The following is a 26,011-nucleotide window of genomic DNA, read 5'->3' on the forward strand; positions in this document are numbered from 1 at the left end:
GATTATCGGACGCCTTCGGCCGGTGAACGGGATATATCGGGAGGCGAGATGCCGTACTACCGCAGCGTCGGCGAGGTGCCGCGCAAGCGCCACACCCAGTTCCGCCAGCCCGACGGCAGCCTCTACGCCGAGGAGCTGATGGGTCAGGAGGGCTTCTCCTCCGACTCGTCGCTGCTCTACCACCGGCACGCCCCCACGGCGATCCTGGCCGCCGACGAGTTCACCCCGCCGACGTTCACCCGGGCGCCGAACCTGCCGCTCAAGCCGCGCCACCTGCGCACCCACAAGCTCGACGCGGGCGGTGCCGACCCGATCCTCGGCCGGCAGTACCTGCTCGCCAACGACGACGTCCGCATCGGGTACGTCCTCGCCGACCGGCCCTCCCCGCTGTTCCGCGACGCCACCGGTGACCACTGCCTCTACGTCGAGGCGGGCACCCTGCGGGTCGAGTCGCCCTTCGGGGCGCTGGACGCGGTCGCCGGCGACTACGTCATCATCCCCACCTCGACCATCCACCGGCTGGTGGCCACCGGCGACCAGCCCGTGCGGCTGCTCACCGTCGAGGCGGCCGGGCACATCGGCCCGCCCAAGCGCTACCTCTCCGTCCGCGGCCAGTTCCTGGAGCACTCGCCGTACTGCGAGCGCGACGTCCGCGGCCCGGACGCCCCGCTGCTCGTCGACGGCGAGGAGGTCGAGGTGCTGGTCCGCCACCGTCGTGGCTGGACCCGCTACGTGTACGCCAACCACCCGTTCGACGTGGTCGGCTGGGACGGGCACCTCTACCCGTGGGCGTTCTCCATCCACGACTTCGAGCCGATCACCGGCCGCATCCACCAGCCCCCGCCCGTGCACCAGACCTTCCAGGGCCCCAACTTCGTCATCTGCTCGTTCGTGCCCCGCAAGGTCGACTACCACCCGGACTCGATCCCGGTGCCGTACAACCACCACAACGTCGACTCCGACGAGATGCTCTTCTACACCGGCGGGAACTACGAGGCCCGACGCGGCTCCGGCATCGAGCAGGGCTCCATCTCACTGCACCCGTCCGGCTTCACCCACGGCCCCCAGCCGGGCGCCGCCGAACGCTCCATCGGCGCGGACTACTTCGACGAGTTGGCCGTCATGGTGGACACCTTCCGGCCCCTCGACCTGTGCGACGGGGCGCGCGCCTGCGAGGACGAGGGGTACGCCTGGACTTGGGCGCGTTCTGTCTAGTCGCTGTTGTGGTGTTGCCGGAGGTTGGGTCAGCGGAAAGCTGTTCTGGTGAAGATGGCGAACTCGGCTATCGCGGTGGCGACGATCGCCAGCACCAGCGGCCACGGCGAGCCGACCACCGCGTACACGAGCAGCAGCGCCGGCGCGGCGGCCACCGCGTAGATCGCCAGGGCCATCGTGCGGTCCGCGTGCAGCATGGCGGGCAGGACGGTCCGGGTGAGCCCCGGCAGCCGCGCCGCGAGCTGCCAGACCACGACGCCGCCGGTAAGGGCCGCGAGCACCGCCAGGACACGGGAGAACCCGTCGCTCGTCGAGGCCGCGAACGCCACCACCACCGCGGCGACCAGTGACCAGCCCGCGCCATAGAGCACCAGGCGGTGCAGGCCGTACGCGAGGGTCCGCGGGGAGTCGATCCGGCTCGAGCCGATCGCCACCGCTTCCGCCACGTGCTCCAACGCCTCGGACCAGCGGCGCTGCTCCAGGTGCAGGACACCGACGTCGTGCCCGACCTCGGTGAGGCGCGGATCGAGCCGTAGCGCCTCCCGGTAGGCCCGCTCGGCCAGGTCGAACAGCTCCAGTCGGGCCGCGACCAGGCTGAGCACCAGGTGCGCCTGCGCCTCCTGCGGGGCCAGCTCAACCCCACGCCAGGCCGCGTTCAGCGCCGGCTGCCCGTTGCGCGAGTCGGCCAGGATCGCCGCCGCGCTGCGCTGGGCGTACGCGTCGGTCGGCCCGAGCGCCAGCAGCCGGTCGGCGGTGGTCGCCGCATCGGCGTAGCGCCCCAGGTCGACCAGTGCCATGGCCCGGACGACGAGCGCCGGCAGTGCCTCCGGCGCGGCGGCCACGGCCGCGTCGGCGGCGGCGAGCGCGTCGACCGGCCGGTCGGCGACGAGATGCACCCGGGCCAGCATGGTGAGGGCTTGCGAATCCGCGGGCTTCAGCGCGAGCCCTTCGGTCAGCTCACCGGCCGCCTCGTCGTGGCGTCCCAGCTCGGCGAGGAGCTGGGCGCGTTCGAGATAGCCGTCGCCGGCGAACTGGTCGGGAGCGGGTTCGGTGGACATCGCGGCGAGCCTAGGCGGCCGGCGCGTCGTACACCAGGGCCACCGCGATGCCCGCCAGACCTTCCTCCCGGCCGGTGAAACCGAGCCCGTCGGTGGTCGCGGCGGAGACGGTGACCGGGGCGCCGACGGCTTCGGAGAGCACCTGCTGGGCCTCGTCCCGACGGCGGCCGATCTTGGGACGGTTGCCGACGATCTGCACGGAGACGTTGCCGATCTCCAGGCCGGCCGCCCGCACCCGGCGGGCCGTCTCGGCCAGCAGCGCCACGCCGGACGCCCCGGACCACTCCGGCTGGTCCACCCCGAAGGCGGCGCCGAGATCACCGAGGCCGGCGGCGGAGAGCAGCGCGTTGCAGGCGGCGTGGGCGGCGACGTCGGCGTCCGAGTGCCCGGCGAGACCGTCCTGGTCGGGCCAGAGCAGCCCGGCGACCCAGCAGGGTCGGCCCGGCTCGAACGCGTGCACATCGGTGCCGATGGCGACCCGAGGAACGATCATGAACAGAGGTTACGCGTCAGCCGTCGGCGGCGAGCAGGTGCTCCGCCAACGCCAGGTCGAACGGACGGGTGATCTTCAGGGCGTACTCCGAGCCGGGCACGCAGCTCACGGCGATGCCCTGCTTCTCGACCAGGCCGGCGTCGTCGGTGAGCGGATCGCCGGCCGCGGCGTGCGCGGCGGTCAGGACGGACCGGCGGAAGCCCTGCGGGGTCTGCACCGCCCGGAGGGCAGCTCGGTCGACGGTGCCCAGCACCACCTCGTCGGCGCCGACTTCCTTGATCGTGTCGACGACCGGCAGGACGGGAATCACCGCGGCCCGGCCACCCCGGACCGCGGCGGCGACCGATTCGACCAATTCGGGCGGGGTCAACGCACGGGCGGCATCGTGCACCAGGATGATCGTCGGGCCGGCCGGCACCGCTGCCAGCGCGGCGGCGACCGAAGCCTGCCGCTCGGCGCCACCGGGCACCACGATCACCGGCGCCACCGGAGCCAGCAGCTCACGGACGCCCGCCACCTCGGCCGCGGGCGCGGCCACCACGATCGTGTGCACCGACGCGGCGGCGGCGAGCCGGCGTACGGCGTGCACCAGCAGCGGCTCGCCAGCGAGCAGGCGCAGCGCCTTGGGTCGGCCGGGACCGAGCCGTACGCCGGCACCCGCCGCAGGCACGAGGACCGCGACGTCACCGCGCGGGTTGAGCTGCGCGGTCACGTCGCGGTCCTCGGTGGTTTCTTCGCTACGAAGTGGGTACGACGATGCTGTGCGGACTAGGCCTCGGTGAGGACCTTGTCGAGCAGCGTCTCCGCCTCGTCCTTGGTGCTCTTCTCAGCCAGCGCGACCTCGCCGACGAGAATGTCGCGGGCCTTGGCCAGCATCCGCTTCTCGCCTGCGGAGAGGCCCCGCTCCCGCTCCCGGCGCCACAGGTCACGCACGACCTCGGCGACCTTCAGCGGGTTGCCGGAGGCCAGCTTTTCCAGGTTGGCCTTGTAACGCCGCGACCAGTTGGTCGGCTCCTCGGTGTGCGGAGCCCGGAGAACGTCGAAGACCTTACCGAGGCCCTCTTCGCCGACCACCTCACGGACGCCCACGATCTCGGCGTTCTCGGCGGGCACCCGGACCGTCAGGTCACCCTGCGCAACCCTCAGGACGAGGTATTTCTTAGGCTCGCCCTTGATGATCCGAGTCTCGATTGCCTCGATGAGTGCGGCCCCGTGGTGGGGGTAAACAACGGTCTCGCCGACACTGAAAACCATAGGTTCGAAACCCCTTTCGCTGTGTCTAGGGTAACACGCTCAGGCAACGATGTCTCACCGATGTCCTGACCGTTGGCGCAGCTCAGGGGCCCTGTGAGAGGTCTTTCTTCAGCTTGACAGGCGGTCAAACCGATGGTTTGAACACGCTCCGTAACGCACGGATTACTTCCCGATGCGGGTGAACAGAACGTCGAGATCAAGGGCTATGCGCTCCCCCATGGTATCCCGCCCAGCGGAAACGCGCCCAGGTGTAGCGGGAGCTGCCCCCGGTGCGGGACGCTGGAGTCCGAGTCACACGCCGCTCTCGAGACGCTTCCTGGGGGTCCGATGGGCAAGCCGGACGCAGAGGGCCACGGGCCGCCCGACGGCCTGCCCGACCTGCCACCCGAGTGGGGCCGCATCGTCGTCCCCGACGACGCCTCGACCCTGGCGAGTGAGGCCGCCGAGGTGCGCCGCGAGCTGCGCCGGGCGGCCGGCCACCACACCGGGCACCGCGCCCTCACCCTGCCGCTGCTGGTCCTGTTGGTGGCGGTGCTCACCACCCTGACCGGCCTGGTCGCCGTGACCTGGCCCCGCGCCGGCCGGGGCACCGACCGACCCACCCCGGCGCCCTCCACGCCACCCGTGGCGCTCGCCGGTCAGGCGCTGCCCGCGCTGGACCTGGTCGATGCCGGGCAGGCGCCGGTGCCGCTGCGCGGCCTGCTGCCCGCCATGATCATCCTCGTGGACGACTGCGGCTGCCCGGACGTCGTCACGGAGGCCGTGGCGGCGGCGCCCGCCGGCGTCACCGTCGTCACCGTGACCGAAGGACGGTCTGTCGCGACCGCACCGCCGGTCAACGGCGTTCGGGCACTGGCCGATCCCGCTGGTGGGCTGCGCTCGTTTCTCGGGCCCGGCGCCGCGAACGCGCTGCTTGTCGACCGCACCGGCGTGGTGACCCGGGTACTACCGGACCCGGGATCGGTCGAGGCGTACCAGGACGACCTGAGCGCCCTGGCCGGCTGAGCGGTCGTCCTACGACGGGGGCAGCGCGACGAGCTGCGCCTGGACGTCAATGGGCTTGTCACCGACGGCCGACAGGGACACCCGGAACGGCCCGTCGGTGGGCACCACCTCAGCGGAGGCGAGCGTGCCGTCGCAATCGATGCGCGGCGGGCCGGCGAGCTCGGCCCCGGTGCTCGTCACCGCCAGCGTGCCCGGCCGGGTGCACCGGTACTGCAGCAGATAGCGGGAGCCGTCGCCGGACGACTGACGCGTCAGCCCCTGGCCGGGGGTCAACTCCCGCTGCTCCCGCCAGATCGTGGCCCGGAACGAGGGCAGGTCACTCCCAGGAGAGAGCACGCCCTGATCGTCGCCGAGGTCGACGACCGTGCCCGTCTCCGGGTCGACCAGCGGGGGGCGGCCCTCCACCCGGACGGCCTCGCCCGTCTCGGGATCCACCCGCAGCGTCACCCGTCCCTCGGGCACGCCACGGGCCAGGACACGCTCCAGCTCGGTGCTGACGCTCGGCTCGGCGCTCGGTACGCCCACCGGCCCGGCCGCCGGGGTTGGCGCGGCGGCACGCCACCACCAACCGCCGACCGCCAGCGCGGCCAGGGTCACCCCGGCCAGCACCGCCGACCGCAGCCGGTCGTCCGCCGCATCCATGTGGTGAGCGTACCGGTCGGGTCGAGAGGCGCTCAGTCCTGTCGATCGAGCAGGGCGGCGTACAGGGTGAGGCCCGGACCGAACGCCAGCATGACGACCCGTCGGGGCGCCGGCGTCGAACGACTCAACCCGTCCAGGATCAACAGGACGGTCGGCGACGAGCAGTTGCCGTGCTCGTCGAGCGTCGCCCGGGACGCGGCCAACGCCTCCGGCGGCAGGGCCAACTCCCGCTCGACCACGTTGAGAATGCGCGGCCCACCCGGATGCACCGCCCAGCCGTCCACGTCGGAGCTGACGCCGCCGTGCCGGGCCAACAGGTCGTCCACCAACCCGCGAACGTGCCGGGAGAGGACCTGCGGCACCTTCGGCGACAGCCCCATCCGGAACCCCGCGTCGGTGACGTCCCAGGTCATGTGGTCGGCGGTCGAGGTGTCGGTGACCGACGTGACCTCGCGCAACGCGTACCCCCGGCCGTCGGGCACCACCACGGCGGCGACCGCGGCGTCCGAGAAGAGCGCGTGCGACACGATCTGCTGGGTGTCCACCCGGGCGGTGGACGGCTGGATGTGCAGGCTGGTCAGCTCCGCGCAGAGCAGCAGCGCCGGCCGGCCCCGGGCGGTCACGAAGTCACTCGCCGCCCCCAACCCCGGAAGCGCCGCGTAGCAGCCCATGTGGCCGACGAACATCCGCTGCGTGTCCGGTGCCATGCCCAGGTCGCGGGCGAGCAGGATGTCCAGCCCCGGGGTGGCGTACCCGGTGCAGGAGCAGACGATGAACAGCCCGATGTCGCTGGCGTCCAGACCGGCCGCCGTCAGCGCACGCCCCACCGCCTCCTTGCCGAGCGGCAGCGCCTCCACCTGGTAGCGACGCATCCGGCGCTCGGTCGGCCAGTCCGAGACGTCCTCGATCAGCGGGTTGACCGCGGCCTGGCGGCGGGTCACCCCCGAGTTCGCGAAGATCCGCTGAGCCAACGACCGGGTGGTGCCGGAGAAGTGCCGGGAGAAGAAGCCCTCCCACAACTCGTCCTGCGAAGCGGACGGCGGCTGCGCTGTCCCGAGCCCCGCGATCACTGGTACGGACACGATCCCCACCTCTCGTCAGACGCTGTCCTCCCCCTGGCCGTCCCACCAGCCACCTCGGCCGGCCCCTCCCCCGTACGTGTGCCGCCGCGCGGGCTCACCAACGCGGTGCCGATCCGTCGCGGTCCGGGTCCCCGCCCAGAGCGGCGATCCCCAGCCAGTCGGCGCAGACGTCCGAGGTGGCCGGGTGCAGTGAGCCGCAGCGGGCGTCCCGGTAGAGCCGCTCCAACGGATGACCGCGCCGGGTCGCCGACGTCCCCGCCGCCTCCAGCATCGACGCCGCCACCTCGGCGGCCGTGGTGCCGGCCAGCAGCTTCGCCCGCCACACCCAGCGGTTGGTCTCCGCGTCCCCCGGGGCGTCGTCGACCCGGCGGGCCGCCTCGGCCACCACCAGCTCGGCCGCCGCGGTCGCCGCGTCCGCCCGGCCCAGCCGCGCCCGCACCGCCGGCAGGCCGGCCAGGTTGCGGGCGTTGAGATGCTCGGCCGCCGCGTCGATCGCCGCCCGGGCCACCCCCACGTAGACGGCCGCGTAACTGGCCACCAGCCAGTGCGGCATCAGCTGGGCGACCACCAGCGCCAGCCCCTCCACCCCGCCGAGCAGCCGGTCGGCCGGGACGGTGACGTCCAGGTGCAGGTCGTGCGACGAGGTGGCGCGCATGCCGAGGGCGTCCCAGGTCGGCTCGACGCTCAGACCGTCACCGGCCGGCACCAGGAACTGCGACACCACCGACTGGTCGGCGGAGCTGCGCGCGGCCACCAGGTAGCCGTCGGCGTGCCCCGCCCCGGAGCAGAAGGTCTTGCTGCCCTTGAGGTGCCACCCCTCGTCGGTCGGCTCGTAGACCGTGCTCAACTGGGAGAGTCGGGCACCGGCGCCGCGCTCGCTCATCGCGACGGCGTACCAGGAGCCCTGCGCGGCGGCGGTGAGCAGGCGGTCCCGGGCGGCCAGTGCCTCGTCCGGCACACCCAGGGCCTCGGCCAACTCCTCGGTGACCGCGCCCAGCGCGCCGGTCACCGAGGCGTGCATGTTGAACACCAGCGCGGTCGCGCCGTTGCCCCGAGCAAGTTCGGTGGCCACCGCGGCGTACTCGGCGAAGCTGGCGCCCAGGCCACCCAGCGCGCGGGGCACCATCAGCCCGAACAGGCCGGCCTCCCGCAGGTCACGGAAGTCGTCGACCGGAAAGGAGCCGTCCCGGTCGTGCTCCGCCGCCCGCGCGGCGAACCGCGGCGCCAACCGGCGGGCCGCCTCAAGCGCATGCACCGTCATATCGCTCCCTTCTCGGCGTCCCATACCCCGCCACGAGCCGACTATCCTCTGCGGACCCCCTGGCCCTGGTACAGCACGGCGGTGGACCGGGTCGGCACGATGCGCGGGGCACGGCCCGTCGACGTCGCGCCCGGCGTCCGCGTCGCGCGCGCCCGGCGCACCAGCCAGGCGACCAGACCGCCGACCTGCGGACGGATGCCGCGCAGGCGCAGCTCGACACCGTGCCGGGCACACTCGGCCACCAGTGCGCGAGCGTCCACGAACAACCGTGGATCGTGGATGCCACGCGGCACCGTCGGCAGCCGCTCGGCGATCCGTACCGCGACCAGCCGGGCCAGCGCCGTGTCGTTGAGCGTGTCCAGCACCAGCAGGCCGCCCGGACGCAGCAGCCGGCACGCCTCCGCCACCGCGCGCGGCCAATCCGGCACATGTTCCAGCAGCTCACCGGCCGAGACGACGTCGGCACACCCGTCCGGCAGCGGCACCGCGGTGACGTCACCCTGGACCACGCGCACCCCGTGCCCGGCGGCCTGGGCCAGCGCCGAGCGGGTCAGGTCGACACCGACGTGCCGGTATCCCTTACCGGCGAGGTGCGGCGCGAGCAGTCCGGCGCCGCAGCCCAGATCGACCAGGACCGCATCCGGGCGGGTCGCCGGCGGCACGAGCGCCGCGCGGGCCTCGGCCAGCCAGTGCAGCATCGCGAACGCGCCATCGGGCCGCCACCACTCGCCGGCCAGGTCGTCGTACTGGCGCGGGTCGTTGCGCGGCAGCACCCGGGGACCGGTGGACGCCGCGGCCGCAGCCACGTCTCGCATGGCACCGAGCGTGGCACGACTGCTCGGTAACGACCAGACTTCCCTTATGTCGTCCAGGGTGTTAGGGCTGGTCAGAGCGAGCCATCCGGAACCGGCCGCCGCAGTGACCACGGTGTCCGGTCTGCTGGCCTGGGGGGTGGGGCACCGGGCGTCGGGAATCGTCTCGGTGGTGCTCGCCGTACTCGCCAGCCAGCTCGCCGTCGGCTGGACCAACGATGCGTTGGACGCCGAGCGGGACGCCACTGTGGGGCGTACCGACAAGCCGGTCGCCGCCGGCGCGGTGGGCCGGCGCGTCACGGCCTGGGCCGCGGCGGCGGCCGCGTTGGCCTGCCCGCTGCTGGCGCTGACCACGAACCCTCCGGCGGCGCTCTGGCTCACGGTCGCCCTGGTCTCCGCGCTGCTCTACGACTGGCCGCTCAAGGCCACCGTCCTCTCGGTGCTGCCGTACGCGGTGTCCTTCGGCGCGCTGCCCGCCTTCGTGGTGCTGGCGCTGCCCGGCGAGCCGACCCCGCCGGCCTGGCTGCTGGCGGCGGCGGCCTGCCTGGGGGCCGGCGCGCACTTCGCCAACGTGCTGCCCGACCTGGCCGACGACGCCCGGACGGGGGTACGCGGCCTGCCGCACCGCCTCGGCGCGGCGGGCAGCCGGGCGGCCGCGGCGGGGCTGCTCCTCGCCGCGACCGCCATCCTGGTCCTGGGGCCGCCCGGGCCGCCGTCGGCCCTCGGGCTGGCGGCGGTCGGCACGGCCGCCGTCGTGCCGCCACTGAGCTGGTACGCCGGGCGCTCGGCGGCCCGGGCCGGCCGGCGGCCGGTGTCCGCCTTCCGGGCGGTCATGCTGGTGGCCCTCATCGACGTCGTTCTGCTGGTGGCGAGCGGTCGGGTGATGTGAGGGGCACCCGGGACGGTGGCATTGCCGGGTCCCCGTGCGGGCCTCGATCAGCTCCAACTACCCTGGAGCGCGGTCTGCGCGGGTATGGCCACCGTGCCCGGCGTACGGCCGGGTGGGGATCGTAACGAGGAGGACCGACGTGACGCGCTCGATCAGGGGATCCCGGCGGGCGGCCCTGCTGCTGTCCGGGATGGCGGCGGCTACCAGCCTGCTCGCGTCCGGATGCGGCGCCGGTCAGGTCGCCGAGACGGCTTTGAAGGAGCCGTCGGTCCAGGGCGTCAACCTCACGACCCCCAACGGCGCCTACTCGGTGCGTGGTCTGCTGGTCACCTACCCGGGCACCGAGGGTTACCGGGCCGGCCAGGACGCCCCGCTCAACGCCGTGATCTACAACGACTCGAAGAGCACCGTGACGGTCACCGTCACCACCCAGAGCGCGCGCGAGGTGTTGATCTCGGGTGGCTCGGCGAGCCCGACGCCGTCGGCCTCCGAGTCGGCGTCCGCCACCCCGTCGGCGCCCGAGTCCCGCTCGGCCAGCCCGTCGGCGACCCCGTCCGAGACCGGTTCGTCGTCGGCGACGCCGTCCGCCCCGGAGTCGGCGCGCGCGTCGGGTTCGGCGAGCGCGGCCGCGCCGGGCCAGCCCGCCCGGATCGAGCTGGCTCCGCTGAGCTACCTCCAGCTCAACTCGGAGGCCACCACGCAGCTGCGGCTGATCGGCCTGACCGAGGCGCTGCGCTCCGGCCAGAACGTCGTCGTGACCTTCGACTTCGGCAACGGCAACACGGTCACCGGCCAGGCACCGATCGCCGTCCCGCTCACCCCGGCCGCGCCCCCCTCGCCGATCATCGAGCGTGAGGGCGGCTACGAGGGCGACGAGGGCGGCGCCACCCACGGCTGACCCGACCCCGACATCGACGAACACCCCGGCGTGGGAACCACCACGCCGGGGTGTTTTCGTCGTACGAGAGGGCTAGCGTCCTGATGTGACCACCTCCCGATCGACCTCTGGCCGTGCCGGCACGGCCGGTGCCGCCCGCGGCCGGTCCGCCACCCGCGAGCCGCGTCCGGCGTACGAGTGTGACGCCTGCGGGCACCAGCCGCCCAAGTGGGTGGGTCGCTGCCCGGAGTGCGGCGAGTGGGGCTCGGTGGTCGAGTCCACGGTGACCGGCCCGACCGTCTCCGGTCGGGTGGTGAGCTCACGGCTGCCGGCCGAGCCGGCCCGGCCGATCGCCACCATCAGCGCCGCTCCGGCCCGCGCCCGGCCCACCGGCGTGAGTGAGCTCGACCGGGTGCTCGGCGGTGGGCTGGTGCCCGGGGCGGTGGTGCTGCTCGCCGGCGAGCCCGGCGTGGGCAAGTCGACCCTGCTGCTCGATGTGGCGCAGCAGTGGGCGGTGGGCGCCGGCAGCCCTTCCCTGGTGGTCAGCGGGGAAGAGTCGGTCAGCCAGGTCCGGCTGCGTGCCGAGCGGATGGGCACCCTGCACGACCAGCTCTACCTGGCGGCCGAGAGCGACCTGGCCTCGGTGCTCGGGCACCTCGACGCGGTCAAGCCCGGCCTGCTGGTGCTCGACTCGGTGCAGACCATCTCGACCACCGGCACCGAGGGCGTGCCCGGTGGCGTGACGCAGGTACGCGCGGTCACCGCCGCGCTGGTCTCGGTCGCCAAGGAGCGGGGCATCGCCACCGTGCTGGTCGGCCACGTCACCAAGGACGGCCAGGTGGCCGGGCCCCGGGTGCTGGAGCACCTGGTCGACGTGGTGCTGCACTTCGAGGGCGACAAGCACTCCTCGCTGCGGCTGGTGCGCGGCGTCAAGAACCGGTTCGGCGCGGCCGACGAGGTCGGCTGCTTCGAGATGCACGAGGGCGGCATCAGCAGCCTGGCCGATCCGTCCGGGCTGTTCCTCACCCGCTACTCGGAACCCGTGCCCGGCACCTGCGTGACCGTGGCCATGGAGGGACGGCGGGCCCTCGTCACCGAGGTGCAGGCCCTGATCGGCGCGACGGTGGCCGGCTCACCCCGCCGTACGGTCTCCGGCCTCGACTCCGCGCGCCTGGCGATGGTGCTCGCGGTCCTGCAACGGCGCACCGAGCGGTTGACCCTGCACGATCGCGAGGTCTTCGCGGCCACCGTCGGCGGCATCCGGGTGGTGGAGCCGGCGGCCGACCTGGCCGTGGCGCTGGCGGTCGCCTCCGGCGGGCTCAACCTGGCGATCGCGCCGCACCTCGTGGCGATCGGTGAGGTGGGGTTGACCGGCGAGGTGCGCCGGGTCGGAGCGGTGCCGCGCCGGCTGGCCGAGGCGGCCCGCCTGGGGTTCAAGGTGGCGCTGGTCCCGCCGGGCTGTGGCCCGGCCAGCACTGGCGCCGGGCCCGACGGGATGCGGGTGACCGAGGTCACTGACGTCCGCTCGGCGCTGCACCATGCGGCCCGCGCGTCCGCCGAGTGACCCAGCGTGCCGACGCGGGCGGCGATACCGGACAGCATCGGCGCAAGTGGAAACGGTTGGAAGGGCGGCATCGTGACACATCACAGTAACCACGACAGCACCCACCGCACGGCAGTCCGTAGACTGTGCCCGTGCCGATCGACCGCGATACCACCAAGCCTGCCGGCGCGCCGCCCCAGGCCCGCACCGGCGCCGTGGGCTCGCCAGCCCGCCCGATCAGCGTGAGCGTGACCACCGCTGCCGGGAGCGCCGGCGATCCGCTGCGGGCGAACCTCGCCCTGATGGCACCCGGCACCGCGCTGCGGGACGGGTTGGAGCGCATCCTGCGGGGGCGCACCGGCGCGCTCATCGTGCTCGGCTACGACAAGGTCGTCGAGGGTCTCTGCACCGGCGGCTTCCCGCTGGACGTCGAGTTCTCCGCGACCCGGGTCCGGGAGCTGTGCAAGATGGACGGGGCCGTGGTGCTCTCCAGCGACGGCACCCGCATCGTCCGGGCGGCCGTGCACCTGATGCCCGACCCGTCCATCCCGACGGAGGAGTCGGGCACCCGGCACCGCACCGCCGAGCGGGTCGCCCGGCAGACCGGTTACCCGGTGATCTCGGTCAGCCAGTCGATGCGGATCATCAGCCTCTACGTCAACGGCCAGCGGCACGTGCTGGACGACTCGGCGGCGATCCTGTCCCGGGCCAACCAGGCGCTGGCCACCCTGGAGCGGTACAAGCTGCGGCTGGACGAGGTTTCCGGCACGCTCTCCGCGCTCGAGATCGAGGATCTGGTCACCGTACGGGACGCGGTGGCCGTGGTGCAGCGGCTGGAGATGGTCCGCCGGATCGCCGACGAGATCGCCGGTTACGTCGTCGAACTGGGCACCGACGGGCGACTGCTCGCCCTCCAGCTCGACGAGCTGATGGCCGGCGTCGACGCCGACCGCACCCTGGTCATCCGGGACTACCTCCCGGTCGGCCGCAAGTCCCGCACGCTGGACGAGGCGCTGGTCGAGCTGGACCTGCTCGGCGCCACCGAGCTGATCGACCTGGTGTCGGTCGCCAAGGCCATCGGCTACCCGGCCGCATCGGACGCGCTGGACGCCGCCGTCAGCCCGCGTGGCTTCCGACTGCTGGCCAAGGTGCCGCGCCTGCCGGTGGCCGTGGTCGACCGCCTGGTGCTGCACTTCGGCAGCCTCCAGCGGCTGCTGGGCGCGACGGTGGAGGACCTGCAGGCCGTCGAGGGCGTGGGCGACGCCCGGGCCCGGGGCGTCCGGGAGGGCCTGTCCCGGCTCGCCGAGGCGTCCATCCTGGAGCGGTACGTCTGACCCGGCTCAGCCGGTGATGGTGATCTTCACGGGTGCGCTGTACTTGGTGCCGACCCGCGCGAACACCTGATACGTCCCGGCCGGCGGGAAGGGGCCGGCGGCCAGCCCGGCGCCATCGCAGCGGGTGGTGTCCCGCCCGTTCCAGCCCACCTGGTAGGAGCGCTCGAACCCGGGCGTGAAGGACTGCACATCCGAGCCCTGGACCTTGCCGCAGGTGTCCGAGGACCACACCTTCTCGGCACCGGCCTTGATGAAGATCTCCTGCAGGTCGGCGCCGACGTTGCGGCTGCACGTCCGCTCCGAGGTGTTCTTGATCTTCAGTTGCAGGTCGACCACCGCGCCGCGCTGTACCGAGGTGGGCCGCGCCACCGAGGTCACGCTGATCTCCGCGTCGGTGCAGGTGCCGTCGTCGACCGACCCGGCCGAGCCCAGCGACGGGTCGTTGCTGGTGGTCTCGGGGCTCGGGTCCGTGGCGTTCGGACCGGCCGACCGGTCCGCATTCGGATCGGCGGACCCGGACGCCGACGGCACCCCGGTCTGCGGGCTCAACACCGGACCACCCGGCCCGGGACTCGCCGTGGACGTCGGAGTCGACGTCGGGCTCGCCCCCGCATTCGGTCGAGCGCCGGAGCGGCCCGAGCCGGTGCAGGAGTAGAGCAGGACAATCAGGAAGAGAAGCCCCGCTCCGAGTACGACGGCGCGACGCCGCCAGTACACGGCGGGTGGCAGGGGGCCGACCGTCAGACGCATGATGCCCCCCACCGTAGCCGCGCGGCGCCCACCCGCACGTCACGACGCGCCGGAACGCCACCGGCGCAGCGCGGCGAAACTCCACTGAGGACGGACGCGCCGACCTTCCGCCATCCGCTCAGAGGTAGACCTTGCGCTGGTAGACGGCGTGCGCGCCGGCCACCCGATCCAGGAAGAGCAGCCCCGCGCAGTGGTCGATCTCGTGCTGCAACGCCCGCGCCTCAAAGCCGTCCGTCACCAAGCGGACCGCCGCGCCGGTGCCCGGCAGGTCACCCTCCACCACCAGCCGACTGGCCCGCTTCACATCCCCGGTCAGGTCCGGCACCGACATGCAGCCCTCCCGACCCGGCTTCCAGCGGGTCGCCTCGACCACCCGGGCGTTGCAGAGCACGAAGGTGCCGTGCACGGTGACCGCCTTCGGATGCCCGGTCACGTCGACGGCGAAGACCCGGGCAGCCACACCGACCTGCGGCGCCGCCAACCCCACGCAGCCCGGCGAGACCCGCATCGTGGCGACCAGGTCGGCGGCCAGCCGGACCGTCTCCTCGGCCGTCGGATCGACATCGTCCCCGGCCCGGCTCAACACCGGATGCGGGGCCGAGACGACGGCCCGCACCTCGCCCACCACGGCCAGCGACTCCGGCGTCCAGTCCCCCAGACCGGCGTACGCCTCGACGTCCCGGCCGGCGTCCGCCCCGCCCCGCCCGTCACTCACAGCAGATCCGGGTCTGCCGGCCGGAGGGTGACCTCGACCCCCAACTCGGCGGCCGTCCGGTGCAGCCGTGCGGTCACCGCCTCGGCGACCCCCGCCGGCAACTCGACCTCGGCCAACACCACATAGAGCGAACCCGCCAACCGGGTGCTCAGGTCCGTCACGTTTCCGCCAGCGTCCACCAGCACCCGGGTCATCGCCGCGACGATGCCCATCCGGTCCGACCCGTGCACCGCCAGCACGTACGGCTCGCCGGCCGGGGCCACCTCACCGTCGGGCGTGACCGCGCGTACGGTCGCCAGCAGTTGACCAGCGGCGGCCAGCGGCGCCAACGCCGCCTCCACCCCGGCGGCGTCCGGGCCGGTGCAGATGAGGGTCATCGCAAAATGCCCCCGCAGCCGGGTCATCGTGCTGTCGGTGAGGTTCGCGCCCAGTCGGGCCAGCACCTCGGCGACGTCGGCCACGATGCCCGGCCGGTCCCGACCGATGACGGTGATCGCGAGCTCGTTCATCCGCGCATTCTGCCCGATCCGCCCACCGCCACCGCGACACCCCGCCCGAGCCGCCCATCCAGCGGGACCGGACCGCGTGACATCATCGACGTCGCCATGACTCAACCCGATTTCGCCACCCTGGTCAGCCGGTGGTTCCAGCAGCACGCCCGTGACCTGCCGTGGCGGGAACCCGGGGTCAGCCCGTGGGCCATCCTGGTCAGCGAGGTCATGCTCCAGCAGACCCCGGTCGTCCGGGTGGTGCCGGCCTGGCACGCCTGGCTGGCCCGCTGGCCCGACCCGGCCGCGCTGGCGGCCGACACCCCGGCCGAGGCGATCCGGATGTGGGGGCGCCTCGGCTATCCCCGCCGGGCGGTCCGACTGCGGGAGTGCGCGGTCGCGATCGTGGACCGGCACGGCGGTCAGGTGCCGGACCGGCTGGAGCAGTTGCTGGCGCTGCCCGGCGTGGGCACCTACACGGCGCGTGCGGTGGCCGCCTTCGCGTACGGGCAGCGGCATCCGGTGGTCGACACCAACGTACGGCGGGTGGTCTGTCGCGCCGTGGCCGGTGAACCGGACGCCGGACCGGTCACCCGACCCGCCGACCTGGTCGCCACCGAGGAGCTGCTGCCGGCCGAGCCCGCCGCCGCGGCACTGGCCAGCGCCGCGTTCATGGAGCTGGGCGCGGTGCTCTGCACGGCCCGGTCACCACGCTGCACGGCCTGCCCGGTCGAGTCGGTCTGCGCCTGGCGGGCCTCCGGGCAGGAGCCGGCAACCGGCCCGACCCGCCGTCCCCAGCGGTACGCGGGCACCGACCGGCAGGTACGCGGACTGCTGCTCGGGGTGCTCCGGGAGACCACCGGGCCGGTCCCGCACCAGCGCCTCGACCAGGTCTGGACCGACGACGTGCAGCGCGCCCGGGCGTTGGCCGGCCTCGTACAGGACGGGCTGGTGGAACCGGTCGGCACCGACTCGTTCCGGCTCGCCGGTGACGGCCCGTCCGCACCAACCGCCGACCTGAACGCCTGACACCCCTGCGAACCGGCCGCCGGTTCGCAGGGGTGCTCCCGTCACCTTTGCTCTGCTTCAACCCACGCAACACTCGGTGTCCGGATAACGGACACATGGTGTTGCGTCCGCTGAAGCAGAGCAAAGCCTGCGACACAGAGATGCCTGCCTGTCGTCCGGCACCTAGCGGACCAGTGCCCCCGACGACGAAAAGGCGGGGCCCCGGTGGCTTGCGCCACCGGGGCCCCGCCCCTTGCTGCTGGTCGTGCTACTCGTCGGCACTCGCCGCGGCGGTGCCGGCGGCGGTGCCACCGAGGTCGGCGGGGACGGCGTCCGGAACCTCGACCGGCTTGTCCGCACCGTGGAACACGAGCTTGGACTTGTCGATGTCGTTCGGGTCGCCCTCGCAGTCCACCACGACGATCTGACCGGGGGTCAGCTCGTTGAAGAGGATCCGCTCGGAGAGGTTGTCCTCGATGTCGCGCTGAATCGTGCGACGAAGCGGACGGGCACCAAGCACCGGGTCGAAGCCCTTCGCCGCCAGGTACTTCTTGGCGTTGTCGGTCAGCTCCAGACCCATGTCCTTGTTGCGCAGCTGCGACTCGATCCGCTGGATCATGATGTCCACGATCGAGAGGATCTCGGTCTGGCGCAGCTGGTGGAAGACGATGGTGTCGTCGATCCGGTTGAGGAACTCAGGCCGGAAGTGCTGCTTGAGCTCGTCGTTGACCTTCTGCTTCATCCGGTCGTAGTTGGACTCGGAGTCCTCCGACGCCTGGAAGCCCAGCGACACCGCCTTGGCCACGTCGCGGGTGCCCAGGTTGGTGGTCAGGATGATGACCGTGTTCTTGAAGTCCACGATCCGGCCCTGACCGTCGGTGAGCCGACCGTCCTCCAGGATCTGCAGGAGCGTGTTGAACACGTCCGGGTGGGCCTTCTCGATCTCGTCGAAGAGGACCACCGAGAACGGCCGACGCCGCACCTTCTCGGTCAGCTGCCCGCCCTCGTCGTAGCCGACGTAGCCGGGAGGAGCACCCACGAGGCGGGACACCGTGTACCGGTCGTGGAACTCGGACATGTCCAGCTGGATGAGGGCGTCCTCGCTGCCGAAGAGGAACTCGGCGAGCGCCTTGGACAGCTCGGTCTTACCGACACCGGACGGGCCGGCGAAGATGAACGAGCCCGACGGGCGCTTCGGGTCCTTCAGGCCGGCCCGGGTACGCCGGATCGCCTTCGAGACCGCCTTGACCGCGTCCTCCTGGCCGATGACGCGCTTGTGCAGCTCGTCCTCCATGCGCAGCAGGCGCGAGGTCTCCTCCTCGGTCAGCTTGTAGACCGGGATGCCCGTCCAGTTGCCGAGCACCTCGGCGATCTGCTCGTCGTCAACCTCGCTGACGACGTCCAGGTCACCGGCCTTCCACTCCTTCTCCCGCTGAGCCTTCTGGCCGAGGAGCTGCTTCTCCTTGTCGCGCAGCTGGGCGGCGCGCTCGAAGTCCTGCGCGTCGATCGCGGACTCCTTGTCGCGACGCACCTGGGCGATGCGCTCGTCGAAGTCACGCAGGTCTGGCGGCGCGGTCATCCGACGGATCCGCATCCGGGCGCCGGCCTCGTCGATCAGGTCGATCGCCTTGTCCGGCAGGAAGCGGTCGGAGATGTACCGGTCGGCCAGCGTCGCCGCAGCCACCAGAGCGGCGTCGGTGATGCTCACCCGGTGGTGCGCCTCGTACCGGTCGCGCAGGCCCTTGAGGATCTCGATGGTGTGCGCCAGCGACGGCTCACCCACCTGGATCGGCTGGAAGCGGCGCTCGAGAGCGGCGTCCTTCTCCAGGTGCTTGCGGTACTCGTCCAGGGTGGTGGCGCCGATGGTCTGCAGCTCACCACGGGCCAGCATCGGCTTGAGGATGCTCGCGGCGTCGATCGCGCCCTCGGCGGCACCCGCACCCACCAGGGTGTGGATCTCGTCGATGAACAGGATGATGTCGCCGCGGGTGCGGATCTCCTTGAGCACCTTCTTGAGGCGCTCCTCGAAGTCACCGCGGTAGCGGGAACCGGCGACCAGCGCACCGAGGTCGAGCGTGTAGAGCTGCTTGTCCTTGAGAGTCTCGGGCACCTCGCCCTTGATGATCTTCTGGGAAAGCCCCTCCACCACGGCGGTCTTACCGACGCCGGGCTCACCGATCAGGACCGGGTTGTTCTTGGTACGGCGGGAGAGCACCTGCATGACCCGCTCGATTTCCTTCTCGCGCCCGATGACCGGGTCGAGCTTGCCCTCACGGGCGGCCTGGGTCAGGTTGCGGCCGAACTGGTCCAGCACGAGGCTGGTCGACGGCGCGGCCTCACCCGGCGCGGCACCCGCCGCGGCGGGCTCCTTGCCCTGGTAGCCGGAGAGCAGCTGGATCACCTGCTGGCGGACCCGGTTGAGGTCGGCGCCGAGCTTGACCAGCACCTGGGCGGCGACGCCCTCACCCTCGCGGATCAGCCCGAGCAGGATGTGCTCCGTGCCGATGTAGTTGTGGCCGAGCTGCAGCGCCTCGCGCAGCGACAGCTCCAGCACCTTCTTGGCCCGCGGCGTGAACGGGATGTGCCCGCTCGGCGCCTGCTGGCCCTGGCCGATGATCTCCTCGACCTGCTGGCGGACGCCCTCCAGGGAGATGCCGAGGCTCTCCAGGGCCTTTGCCGCGACGCCTTCACCTTCGTGGATCAGGCCCAGCAGGATGTGTTCCGTACCGATGTAGTTGTGGTTGAGCATCCGGGCCTCTTCTTGGGCCAGGACGACAACCCGTCGCGCTCGGTCGGTGAACCGCTCGAACATGCCCTCGTGCTCCTCACGTGCCGTGCGCCTTGATGGTCTAGATCTCGGCGGGGCCGGTGCACGAACGTCCAGGACGGGCGTCCGTGCCTCCTTACTCTATCGTCGCTGACCGACTCGGCTGAGGTCGTGTCTCTCCGGTCTGGGTCAGTTCCACGTCGTTTTGCACAACCGTCCGCGCTCAGGAGGTGTTCCGGTACCCCTGGCGCTACGCGCAGAGCGAAATCCGACCGACCCCACGGAAGGCTCCGCAGGGGCCGGGGAGGGTCTGCGACGGCCTCCAGGGGCTCTCGACGGGCGGATCGCGGAAGGCGAGCGCCGAGCCGAGGCCCTGTGGGTGGCCGCACCCGACCCTTTCGGGAAGTTGTCCACAGGTTGTGGATAGTTACTCCACTGCCTGTGGACAACGCCGGTCGGCCCGGGAAACATTCCGACCGGCCCGTCCGGGCGCGGATACGGCGACGCCGGCCCGGAAAATGCTCCGGCCCGGCGTCGGTGTCGCCCTGCGGTGGCGGCTGCCACCGGTCAGCTGAACGGATCAGCGCTTGGCGTGGTACTCGTCGACGATCTCCTGCGGGATACGGCCCCGGTCCGAGATGTCCTTGCCGGCCTTCTTGGCCCACTCCCGGATCGCCTTGTTCTGCTCCCGGTCGGCGGTGGCGCCACCGCGACCGCGGGCGGCCCGCCCACCGATCACCACGCCACCGCGACCCACCTTGGTGCCGGCACCGACGTACGGCGCGAATACGTCGCGCAATTTCGCGGCGTTGGCGCCGGACAGGTCGATCTCATACTGAACACCGTCGAGCGCGAACTTGACGGTCTCGTCAGCGTCCCCACCGTCCAGGTCATCGACCAGCTTGTGAATGATCTGCTTGGCCACGTCCCACATTCCTTTCGAGCAGGGCGCTCCTGCTAACGAGAGCACAATAACCCCCGTGCTGCTCGCCCCGTCAATAGGATGCCGTTACGACTCGCTGGGAGTCGGCGGACGACTACTCCGGGCGGACCAACGGGAAGAGGATCGTTTCCCGAATTCCGAGGCCGGTCAGGGCCATCAACAGCCGGTCGATTCCCATTCCCATACCCCCGGCCGGCGGCATTCCGTACTCCATGGCCCGGAGAAAGTCCTCGTCGAGACGCATCGCCTCGTCGTCGCCACGGGCGGCCAGCTGCGCCTGGGCCACCAGCCGTTCCCGCTGCACCACCGGGTCGACCAGCTCGGAGTACGCGGTGCCCAGCTCGAAGCCGAGAACGTAGAGGTCCCACTTTTCGGCCAGCCCCGGCTCGCTGCGGTGCGCCCGGGTGAGCGGGCTGGTCTCCTCCGGGTAGTCGCGTACGAAGGTGGGCGCCTGCAGGCCGGGGACGACCAGTTCCTCGAACAGTTCCTCGGCGAGCTTGCCCGGGCCCCACTTCGGGTCCACGGCCAATCCCACCTTGTCCGCGTACTCCACCAGCCGGGAACGTTCGGTGCGGACCGTGACCTCCTCGCCGAGCGCCTCGGAAAGGACCCCGAACAGGGTCACCGATCGCCACTCGCCGCCCAGGTCGAACTCCCGCCCGTCGGCATGGGTCACCACCGTCGAGCCGCTGACCGCGATCGCCGCCTGTTGCACGAGATTGCGGGTCAACTCGGCCATCGTGTCGTAGTCGCCGTACGCCTGGTACGTCTCCAGCATCGCGAACTCCGGTGAGTGCGAGGAGTCGACGCCCTCATTACGGAAGTTGCGGTTGATCTCGAAGACGCGGTCCACACCACCAACGACCGCGCGCTTCAGAAACAGTTCCGGAGCGATTCGCAGATACAGATCGGTGCTCAACGCATTGCTGTGGGTCACGAAAGGTCGGGCCGCCGCGCCACCGTGCAGGAGTTGCAGCATCGGAGTTTCCACCTCGATGAAGCCCTGGCCGTGCAGTGAATCGCGCAGGCTACGCACCGCCGCCGCCCGGGTGCGGACCATCTGCCGGGCCTGCGGCCGGACGATCAGATCGACGTAGCGCTGCCGGACCCGAGCCTCCTCGGAGAGCGGCTTGTGGGCCACCGGCAGCGGCCGCAGGGCCTTGGCGGTCATCTCCCACCGCTGCGCGAGCACGGACAGCTCGCCCCGGCGGCTGGTGATCACCTCACCGGTCACGCCGACGTGGTCGCCCAGGTCGACGAGGCGCTTCCAGGCCTCCAGCCGCTCCGGACCGACCCGGTCCAGGGAGAGCATGGCCTGCAACTCGGTGCCGTCGCCGTCGCGCAGGGTGGCGAAGCAGAGCTTGCCGGTGTTGCGTACGAAGATCACCCGGCCGGTGACCGAGACCTCGTCGCCGGTGGCGGTGTCGGTGGGCAGATCCGCGTACTTCGCGCGGATCTCGGCGAGCGTGCTGGTCCGGGGGAAACCGACCGGGTACGGCTCCACGCCCTCGGCGAGCATCCGGTCCCGCTTCTCCCGGCGGACCTTCATCTGCTCGGGAAGGTCGTCGGCGGGGTCAACTGGCACGGCGTTCTGCTCGGTCACGGCACGCTTCCTCAACGAAGGATTGTCGGCGGGGTCAGGCCCGAGCGTACTCAAGCCCTCAGGGGGTCGTTACCGGATAACCTGCCCGCCATGGCGGATCACACTCAGGCCCTCTCGTTCGGGGCGGCGGCGGCCGACTACGACCGGTTTCGACCCCGCTATCCGGTGGCAGCCGTGCGGTGGGCGCTCGACGGGCTGGGCGATTCCGCCCAGGTCGTCGACCTGGGCGCCGGCACCGGCATTCTCACCCGGGGAGTGCTCGCCCTCGACCACCAGGTGACCCCGGTGGAGCCGGACCCCAAGATGCGCGCCCAACTGGACGCCGCCACCCCCGGCGTCACCGCGCTGGCCGGCGGCGCCGAGTCGGTGCCGCTGCCCGACGGGGTCGCGGACGCCGTGGTGGTGGGGCAGGCGTACCACTGGTTCGACCGGGAGCGGGCGCACGCCGAGATCGCGCGGGTGCTCCGGCCGGGCGGGACGTTCGCCCCGATCTGGAACATGCGGGACGAGCGGGTCGCGTGGGTGGCCGAGCTGGGTCGGATCGCCCACCTCGGTGACAACGCCGGCGACGTCGTCGGACGGTACGAGGACTTCGGCTCCGCGTTCACACCTGTCGAGCTGGGCGAGTTCACGCACCACACGACGCTCGCACCCGACGAGGTGGTCGCGATGCTGCACACCCGTTCGTACTGGCTCACCGCCCCACCCGAGCGGCGCGCGCGCATCGACCGGGAGCTGCGCGACCTGTTCGCGGGCCATCCCGAGCTGGCCGGGCGGGAAACCGTCGACCTGCCGTACCGCACGATCGTGCTGCGGGCCCGGCGGCGCTGAAGGCCCGCACGGAGGCCGGTCTCGACGGCGGCCGGGGTTCACAGGTTGCGGTCGTAGACCATCCGCAGGCCGATCAGCGTGATCATCGGCTCGTGGTGGGTGATGGTGCTGCATTCGTTGATCACCAGGGAGGCGAGACCGCCGGTGGCGATCACCGCCTTCACCTCGCCCAACTCCTCGGTCATCCGCTCGACGATCCGGTCCACCTGCCCGGCGAACCCGAAGTAGAGACCGGCCTGGAGGCACTCCACGGTGTTCTTGCCGATCACCGAGCGGGGCTTGGTGGCCTCGACCTTGCGCAGCTGGGCCGCGCGGGCGGCCAGCGCGTCGAAGGAGATCTCGATGCCCGGGGCGAACGCCCCACCCAGGAACTCGCCCCGGCCGCTGATCACGTCGAAGTTGGTGGTGGTGCCGAAGTCCACCACGATCGACGGCCCGCCGTAGAGGGTGAACGCGGCCAGTGTGTTCACCACCCGGTCGGCGCCCACCTCCTTCGGATTGTCGATCGCCAGCTGCACCCCGGTCCGCACGCCCGGCTCGACGATCACGCTCGGCAGGTCGGCGTAGTAGCGACCGAGCATGGTCCGCAGCGACCGCAGCGCGGCCGGCACCGTGGAGCAGGCGGCCACGCCGGTGATCTCGACGTTGTCCCCGGCGAGCAGACCCCGGAACATCAGGCCCAACTCGTCCGCCGTCGAGCGGGCATCGGTCTTGATCCGCCAGGAGTGCACCAGCTTGTCGCCGTCGAAGGTCGCCAGCACGGTGTTGGTGTTTCCGATGTCGATGCAGAGCAGCACGCACGCAGCCTAGACAACTACTCCGTACGCAGGTCCAGCGCGATGTCCAGGATCGGCGACGAGTGGGTCAACGCGCCCACCGAGAGGAAGTCGACGCCGGTGGCCGCGTACCGGCCCGCCACCTCCAGGGTCAGACCGCCGGTCGCCTCCAGCTCCGCCCGGTCGCCCACCGCGGTCACCGCCTCGGCCAACACCTCCGGGGTCATGTTGTCGCAGAGCAGGAAGTCGGCGCCCGCCTCCACCGCCTCCACCGCCTCGGCGACAGTGGTCACCTCGACCTGCACCGGGACCTCCGGAAACGCCTCCCGGACCCGCCGGTACGCCGCCGTGATGCCTCCGGCCGCCAGCTTGTGGTTGTCCTTGATCATGGCCACGTCGTAGAGGCCCATCCGCTTGTTGGTGCCCCCGCCGGCCCGCACCGCGTACTTCTCCAGCGCCCGCAGGCCCGGCGTCGTCTTGCGGGTGTCCAGCACCATCGCCTTCGTGCCGGCCAGGGCGTCCGCCCAGGCACGCGTGTGGGTGGCCACCCCGGACATCCGGCAGAGCAGGTTGAGCGCCGTCCGCTCGGCCGTCAGCAGCAGCCGGGTCGGGCCGGTCACCGTCGCCAGCACGTCGCCGCGGGCCACCCGCTCACCGTCGCGGGCCAGCACCGACACCTCGACGGTACGACCGAAGCCGGTCACCTCGCCCACCAGCTCGAACACGGCGGCGGCCACGGCCAGCCCGGCCACCACGCCGTCGGCGCGGGCCACGAGGTCGGCGGTGTCGGTCTGCTCGGCCGGAATGGTCGCCACGCTGGTGACGTCCAGGAAATCCGGCCCCAGATCCTCGACCAGCGCGGTCTCGATCACTCGCCGCACCTGCTCCGGGTCCAGCCCGGTCGCCCGCAACGCCGCCTCTGTCGACCCCGTCATGGCTTCCCCTCCCACTGCTCCGTCACCCGGCCCTGCGCCCCGACCGACCCGACCAGGTGGCCCAGCCACCGTTCGTCGGCCGTCGGGAAGTCCTCCCGCCAGTGGCAACCCCGGGTCTCACCGCGGGCGTACGCCGCCGCGACCAGCGTCGACGCCACCGTGAGCAGGTTGGTCGCCTCCCAGTCGGCGGTTCGCGGTCGGCCCCGGGCCGCGCCCAGCTCGGTCAGCGTCCCGGCCGTCTCCGCCAGCGTCGCCGCGGACCGGAGCACCCCGGCGCCCCGGGTCATCGCCTGCTGGAGCGTCGGCGTCACCCCGGCCGGCAGGACCCAGCCCGCACCGCCGCGCCACGCGCCGACGTCCGCCGGTTGGGCCTGCTCGGGCAGGCCGGCCGCGATGTCGTCGGCGATCCGCCGGGAGAACACCAGCCCCTCCAGCAGCGAGTTGCTGGCCAGCCGGTTCGCGCCGTGCACACCCGTGCAGGCGACCTCGCCACAGGCGTACAGGCCGGGGATCGACGTGCGGCCGCGCAGGTCGGTGCGGACGCCACCGGAGGCGTAGTGCGCGGCCGGGGCGACCGGGATCAGATCGGTGGCCGGGTCCACGCCGATCGCCAGGCAGGACGCCACGATGGTCGGGAACCGCCCGGCCAGGAAATCGCCGCCCAGATGGCGGGCGTCGAGAAAGACATGGTCCGCACCGCTGGCCAGCAGCACCCGGTGGATGCCCTTGGCCACCACGTCCCGGGGGGCCAACTCGGCCAGCTCGTGCTGGCCCACCATGAACCGCTTGCCGTCGGAGTCCACCAGGTACGCGCCCTCGCCGCGCAGCGCCTCGGAGACCAGCGGCTGCTGCGCGTGCCCGGCGCCGGGCACCCCCGCGCCCGGCGGAGTGATCAGGGCGGTCGGGTGGAACTGGACAAACTCCACGTCGGTCACCGCCGCGCCGGCCCGCATCGCCAGCGCCACCCCGTCGCCGGTGGACACCGCCGGGTTGGTGGTGGCCGCGAAGATCTGGCCCATCCCGCCGGTGGCCAGCACCACCGCCCGGGCCAGCAGCGCGCCGACGCCGTCCTCGCTGCCCTCACCGAGCACGTGCAGGGTGATCCCGCAGGCCGGACCCAGCCCGTCCGGGCCGTCGCCGGGCGCCCGCAGCAGGTCCAGCACCAGGGCGTGCTCGACCAGCCGGATCCACGGGTCGCGCTGCACGGCGGCGTGCAGGGCGCGCTGCACCTCGGCGCCGGTCGCGTCCCCGCCCGCGTGCACGATCCGGTCCGCGCGGTGCCCACCCTCGCGGGTCAGCATCAACGAACCGTCGGGGTGGCGATCGAACTCGGCGCCGATCCGCATCAGCTCCCGCAGCCGGGTCGGCCCCTCCTCGACGAGCACCCGGACCGCCGCCGGGTCGCAGATCCCCACTCCGGCGATCTCGGTGTCCCGGGCGTGCGCCGCCGGAGTGTCCGTCGGGTCGAGCACGGCGGCGATGCCGCCCTGCGCCCACCGGGTCGAGCCGTCGTCAATGTTGACCTTGGTGACGACCGTGACGTGCAGGCCCGCCTCGCGCAGGTGCAACGCAGCGGTCAACCCCGCCACCCCGGAGCCCACCACGATCACGTCGGTGGTCTCCACCCAGCCGGGCTCGGGCGCGGCCAGCAGTCTGGGCAGGGCCGGCAGGTCGACCGTCGGAACGTCCATCCCACCAGTCAACCCGAACGATCCTCGCCGAGGGAGGCG

At 72.3% G+C, this 26,011-nt stretch carries 25 protein-coding genes; 8 read left to right on the forward strand and 17 right to left on the reverse strand.

Annotated features, from left to right (window positions below; all coding sequences use genetic code 11):
- Positions 1–48: 48 nt before the first annotated feature.
- Positions 49–1,215, forward strand: a complete 1,167-nt coding sequence (locus ABZT87_RS14050; protein ID WP_355135731.1) for a cupin domain-containing protein — start codon at positions 49–51, stop codon at positions 1,213–1,215.
- A gap of 29 nt (positions 1,216–1,244) precedes the next feature.
- On the opposite strand, the gene ABZT87_RS14055 is transcribed toward ABZT87_RS14050, so the two are convergent.
- Genes ABZT87_RS14055 through ABZT87_RS14070 form a run of 4 tightly spaced genes read right to left on the reverse strand, consistent with a single transcriptional unit; the run spans position 1,245 to position 4,020 of the window.
- Positions 1,245–2,273, reverse strand: a complete 1,029-nt coding sequence (locus tag ABZT87_RS14055) for a tetratricopeptide repeat protein (RefSeq protein ID WP_355135733.1) — start codon at positions 2,271–2,273, stop codon at positions 1,245–1,247.
- A gap of 10 nt (positions 2,274–2,283) precedes the next feature.
- Positions 2,284–2,766 (reverse strand): 2-C-methyl-D-erythritol 2,4-cyclodiphosphate synthase, encoded by a 483-nt coding sequence (gene ispF, locus ABZT87_RS14060; RefSeq protein WP_355135735.1) that lies wholly within the window; start codon positions 2,764–2,766, stop codon positions 2,284–2,286.
- A gap of 16 nt (positions 2,767–2,782) precedes the next feature.
- Positions 2,783–3,478 carry a 2-C-methyl-D-erythritol 4-phosphate cytidylyltransferase gene (gene ispD, locus ABZT87_RS14065; protein ID WP_355135737.1) on the reverse strand — a complete coding sequence of 232 codons (696 nt, stop codon included), beginning with the start codon at positions 3,476–3,478 and terminating at the stop codon, positions 2,783–2,785.
- Positions 3,479–3,534: 56 nt separating this feature from the next.
- Complete coding sequence (locus ABZT87_RS14070) at positions 3,535–4,020, reverse strand: CarD family transcriptional regulator (RefSeq protein ID WP_088950500.1); 486 nt, start codon at positions 4,018–4,020, stop codon at positions 3,535–3,537.
- 327 nt (positions 4,021–4,347) lie between these two features.
- On the opposite strand from ABZT87_RS14070, the gene ABZT87_RS14075 reads away from it, so the two are divergent.
- Positions 4,348–5,025 (forward strand): hypothetical protein, encoded by a 678-nt coding sequence (locus ABZT87_RS14075; protein ID WP_355135739.1) that lies wholly within the window; start codon positions 4,348–4,350, stop codon positions 5,023–5,025.
- Positions 5,026–5,034: 9 nt separating this feature from the next.
- Here ABZT87_RS14075 and ABZT87_RS14080 read toward each other — a convergent pair whose 3' ends face one another.
- The 4 genes from ABZT87_RS14080 to ABZT87_RS14095 form a co-directional block, all read right to left on the reverse strand.
- Entirely contained in the window at positions 5,035–5,667 is a 633-nt protein-coding gene (locus ABZT87_RS14080; protein ID WP_355135741.1) for a hypothetical protein, read from the reverse strand.
- A gap of 32 nt (positions 5,668–5,699) precedes the next feature.
- Positions 5,700–6,758: a type III polyketide synthase gene (locus tag ABZT87_RS14085; protein ID WP_355135743.1), complete on the reverse strand. Its 1,059-nt coding sequence runs from the start codon at positions 6,756–6,758 to the stop codon at positions 5,700–5,702.
- Between the two features lie 85 nt (positions 6,759–6,843).
- Complete coding sequence (locus tag ABZT87_RS14090) at positions 6,844–8,010, reverse strand: acyl-CoA dehydrogenase family protein (protein ID WP_355135745.1); 1,167 nt, start codon at positions 8,008–8,010, stop codon at positions 6,844–6,846.
- Positions 8,011–8,051: 41 nt separating this feature from the next.
- Entirely contained in the window at positions 8,052–8,825 is a 774-nt protein-coding gene (locus ABZT87_RS14095) for a methyltransferase domain-containing protein (RefSeq protein ID WP_355135747.1), read from the reverse strand.
- A 46-nt stretch (positions 8,826–8,871) separates the two neighbouring features.
- On the opposite strand from ABZT87_RS14095, the gene ABZT87_RS14100 reads away from it, so the two are divergent.
- The 4 genes from ABZT87_RS14100 to disA all read left to right on the forward strand — a co-directional run bounded on the left by ABZT87_RS14100 (position 8,872) and on the right by disA (position 13,465).
- The gene (locus tag ABZT87_RS14100) at positions 8,872–9,711 is read left to right on the forward strand and encodes a UbiA family prenyltransferase (RefSeq protein WP_355135749.1); all 840 of its coding nucleotides are present in this window, start codon (positions 8,872–8,874) and stop codon (positions 9,709–9,711) included.
- A gap of 139 nt (positions 9,712–9,850) precedes the next feature.
- Positions 9,851–10,609 (forward strand): hypothetical protein, encoded by a 759-nt coding sequence (locus ABZT87_RS14105; protein ID WP_355135751.1) that lies wholly within the window; start codon positions 9,851–9,853, stop codon positions 10,607–10,609.
- Positions 10,610–10,694: 85 nt separating this feature from the next.
- On the forward strand, positions 10,695–12,152 hold the full coding sequence (radA, locus tag ABZT87_RS14110; protein ID WP_354857467.1) for a DNA repair protein RadA: 1,458 nt from the start codon (positions 10,695–10,697) through the stop codon (positions 12,150–12,152).
- A gap of 131 nt (positions 12,153–12,283) precedes the next feature.
- Complete coding sequence (disA, locus tag ABZT87_RS14115) at positions 12,284–13,465, forward strand: DNA integrity scanning diadenylate cyclase DisA (protein WP_354857469.1); 1,182 nt, start codon at positions 12,284–12,286, stop codon at positions 13,463–13,465.
- Positions 13,466–13,471: 6 nt separating this feature from the next.
- Here disA and ABZT87_RS14120 read toward each other — a convergent pair whose 3' ends face one another.
- The 3 genes from ABZT87_RS14120 to ABZT87_RS14130 all read right to left on the reverse strand — a co-directional run bounded on the left by ABZT87_RS14120 (position 13,472) and on the right by ABZT87_RS14130 (position 15,439).
- Positions 13,472–14,215 carry a hypothetical protein gene (locus ABZT87_RS14120; RefSeq protein WP_355135753.1) on the reverse strand — a complete coding sequence of 248 codons (744 nt, stop codon included), beginning with the start codon at positions 14,213–14,215 and terminating at the stop codon, positions 13,472–13,474.
- Positions 14,216–14,333: 118 nt separating this feature from the next.
- Positions 14,334–14,930 carry a peptide deformylase gene (locus ABZT87_RS14125; RefSeq protein WP_355135755.1) on the reverse strand — a complete coding sequence of 199 codons (597 nt, stop codon included), beginning with the start codon at positions 14,928–14,930 and terminating at the stop codon, positions 14,334–14,336.
- The gene (locus ABZT87_RS14130) at positions 14,927–15,439 is read right to left on the reverse strand and encodes an ACT domain-containing protein (RefSeq protein WP_355135757.1); all 513 of its coding nucleotides are present in this window, start codon (positions 15,437–15,439) and stop codon (positions 14,927–14,929) included. The genes ABZT87_RS14125 and ABZT87_RS14130 overlap by 4 nt, the downstream gene beginning before the upstream one ends.
- A gap of 96 nt (positions 15,440–15,535) precedes the next feature.
- Between ABZT87_RS14130 and ABZT87_RS14135 the strand changes: the two genes are divergently transcribed.
- Positions 15,536–16,447: an A/G-specific adenine glycosylase gene (locus tag ABZT87_RS14135; protein ID WP_354857475.1), complete on the forward strand. Its 912-nt coding sequence runs from the start codon at positions 15,536–15,538 to the stop codon at positions 16,445–16,447.
- A gap of 247 nt (positions 16,448–16,694) precedes the next feature.
- Here ABZT87_RS14135 and ABZT87_RS14140 read toward each other — a convergent pair whose 3' ends face one another.
- The 3 genes from ABZT87_RS14140 to lysS all read right to left on the reverse strand — a co-directional run bounded on the left by ABZT87_RS14140 (position 16,695) and on the right by lysS (position 21,739).
- On the reverse strand, positions 16,695–19,238 hold the full coding sequence (locus tag ABZT87_RS14140) for an ATP-dependent Clp protease ATP-binding subunit (protein ID WP_354861611.1): 2,544 nt from the start codon (positions 19,236–19,238) through the stop codon (positions 16,695–16,697).
- 535 nt (positions 19,239–19,773) lie between these two features.
- Positions 19,774–20,118 carry an Lsr2 family protein gene (locus ABZT87_RS14145; RefSeq protein ID WP_007466057.1) on the reverse strand — a complete coding sequence of 115 codons (345 nt, stop codon included), beginning with the start codon at positions 20,116–20,118 and terminating at the stop codon, positions 19,774–19,776.
- A gap of 112 nt (positions 20,119–20,230) precedes the next feature.
- Positions 20,231–21,739, reverse strand: coding sequence for a lysine--tRNA ligase (gene lysS, locus ABZT87_RS14150; protein WP_354861609.1), 1,509 nt, complete (start codon positions 21,737–21,739; stop codon positions 20,231–20,233).
- A gap of 90 nt (positions 21,740–21,829) precedes the next feature.
- Here lysS and ABZT87_RS14155 point away from each other — a divergent pair, with 90 nt between their 5' ends.
- Entirely contained in the window at positions 21,830–22,570 is a 741-nt protein-coding gene (locus tag ABZT87_RS14155) for a class I SAM-dependent methyltransferase (protein ID WP_355135759.1), read from the forward strand.
- A gap of 38 nt (positions 22,571–22,608) precedes the next feature.
- Here ABZT87_RS14155 and ABZT87_RS14160 read toward each other — a convergent pair whose 3' ends face one another.
- The 3 genes from ABZT87_RS14160 to ABZT87_RS14170 are packed head-to-tail and all read right to left on the reverse strand — an operon-like array spanning position 22,609 to position 25,972.
- Positions 22,609–23,367: a type III pantothenate kinase gene (locus tag ABZT87_RS14160; RefSeq protein WP_234587497.1), complete on the reverse strand. Its 759-nt coding sequence runs from the start codon at positions 23,365–23,367 to the stop codon at positions 22,609–22,611.
- A gap of 17 nt (positions 23,368–23,384) precedes the next feature.
- Positions 23,385–24,281 (reverse strand): carboxylating nicotinate-nucleotide diphosphorylase, encoded by an 897-nt coding sequence (nadC, locus tag ABZT87_RS14165; RefSeq protein WP_355135761.1) that lies wholly within the window; start codon positions 24,279–24,281, stop codon positions 23,385–23,387.
- The gene (locus ABZT87_RS14170; protein WP_355135763.1) at positions 24,278–25,972 is read right to left on the reverse strand and encodes an L-aspartate oxidase; all 1,695 of its coding nucleotides are present in this window, start codon (positions 25,970–25,972) and stop codon (positions 24,278–24,280) included. Before ABZT87_RS14170 ends, nadC begins: the two co-directional genes overlap by 4 nt.
- Between the last annotated feature and the right edge of the window lie 39 nt (positions 25,973–26,011).

This window comes from Micromonospora sp. NPDC005237, assembly GCF_040607775.1.
Taxonomy (GTDB): Bacteria; Actinomycetota; Actinomycetes; order Mycobacteriales; family Micromonosporaceae; genus Micromonospora.

Bases quoted from the DNA above. Each gene is read 5' to 3' on its own strand.
- ABZT87_RS14130 (WP_355135757.1), bottom strand. From the start codon at position 15,439: ATGAACGAGCTCGCGATCACCGTCATCGGTCGGGACCGGCCGGGCATC.
- ABZT87_RS14120 (WP_355135753.1), bottom strand. From the start codon at position 14,215: ATGCGTCTGACGGTCGGCCCCCTGCCACCCGCCGTGTACTGGCGGCGT.
- ispF (WP_355135735.1), bottom strand. From the start codon at position 2,766: ATGATCGTTCCTCGGGTCGCCATCGGCACCGATGTGCACGCGTTCGAG.
- ABZT87_RS14075 (WP_355135739.1), top strand. From the start codon at position 4,348: ATGGGCAAGCCGGACGCAGAGGGCCACGGGCCGCCCGACGGCCTGCCC.
- ABZT87_RS14095 (WP_355135747.1), bottom strand. From the start codon at position 8,825: ATGCGAGACGTGGCTGCGGCCGCGGCGTCCACCGGTCCCCGGGTGCTG.
- ABZT87_RS14140 (WP_354861611.1), bottom strand. From the start codon at position 19,238: ATGTTCGAGCGGTTCACCGACCGAGCGCGACGGGTTGTCGTCCTGGCC.
- ABZT87_RS14090 (WP_355135745.1), bottom strand. From the start codon at position 8,010: ATGACGGTGCATGCGCTTGAGGCGGCCCGCCGGTTGGCGCCGCGGTTC.
- ABZT87_RS14100 (WP_355135749.1), top strand. From the start codon at position 8,872: ATGTCGTCCAGGGTGTTAGGGCTGGTCAGAGCGAGCCATCCGGAACCG.
- ABZT87_RS14070 (WP_088950500.1), bottom strand. From the start codon at position 4,020: ATGGTTTTCAGTGTCGGCGAGACCGTTGTTTACCCCCACCACGGGGCC.
- ABZT87_RS14055 (WP_355135733.1), bottom strand. From the start codon at position 2,273: ATGTCCACCGAACCCGCTCCCGACCAGTTCGCCGGCGACGGCTATCTC.
- ABZT87_RS14170 (WP_355135763.1), bottom strand. From the start codon at position 25,972: ATGGACGTTCCGACGGTCGACCTGCCGGCCCTGCCCAGACTGCTGGCC.
- ABZT87_RS14080 (WP_355135741.1), bottom strand. From the start codon at position 5,667: ATGGATGCGGCGGACGACCGGCTGCGGTCGGCGGTGCTGGCCGGGGTG.
- nadC (WP_355135761.1), bottom strand. From the start codon at position 24,281: ATGACGGGGTCGACAGAGGCGGCGTTGCGGGCGACCGGGCTGGACCCG.
- ABZT87_RS14135 (WP_354857475.1), top strand. From the start codon at position 15,536: ATGACTCAACCCGATTTCGCCACCCTGGTCAGCCGGTGGTTCCAGCAG.
- ABZT87_RS14050 (WP_355135731.1), top strand. From the start codon at position 49: ATGCCGTACTACCGCAGCGTCGGCGAGGTGCCGCGCAAGCGCCACACC.
- ABZT87_RS14155 (WP_355135759.1), top strand. From the start codon at position 21,830: ATGGCGGATCACACTCAGGCCCTCTCGTTCGGGGCGGCGGCGGCCGAC.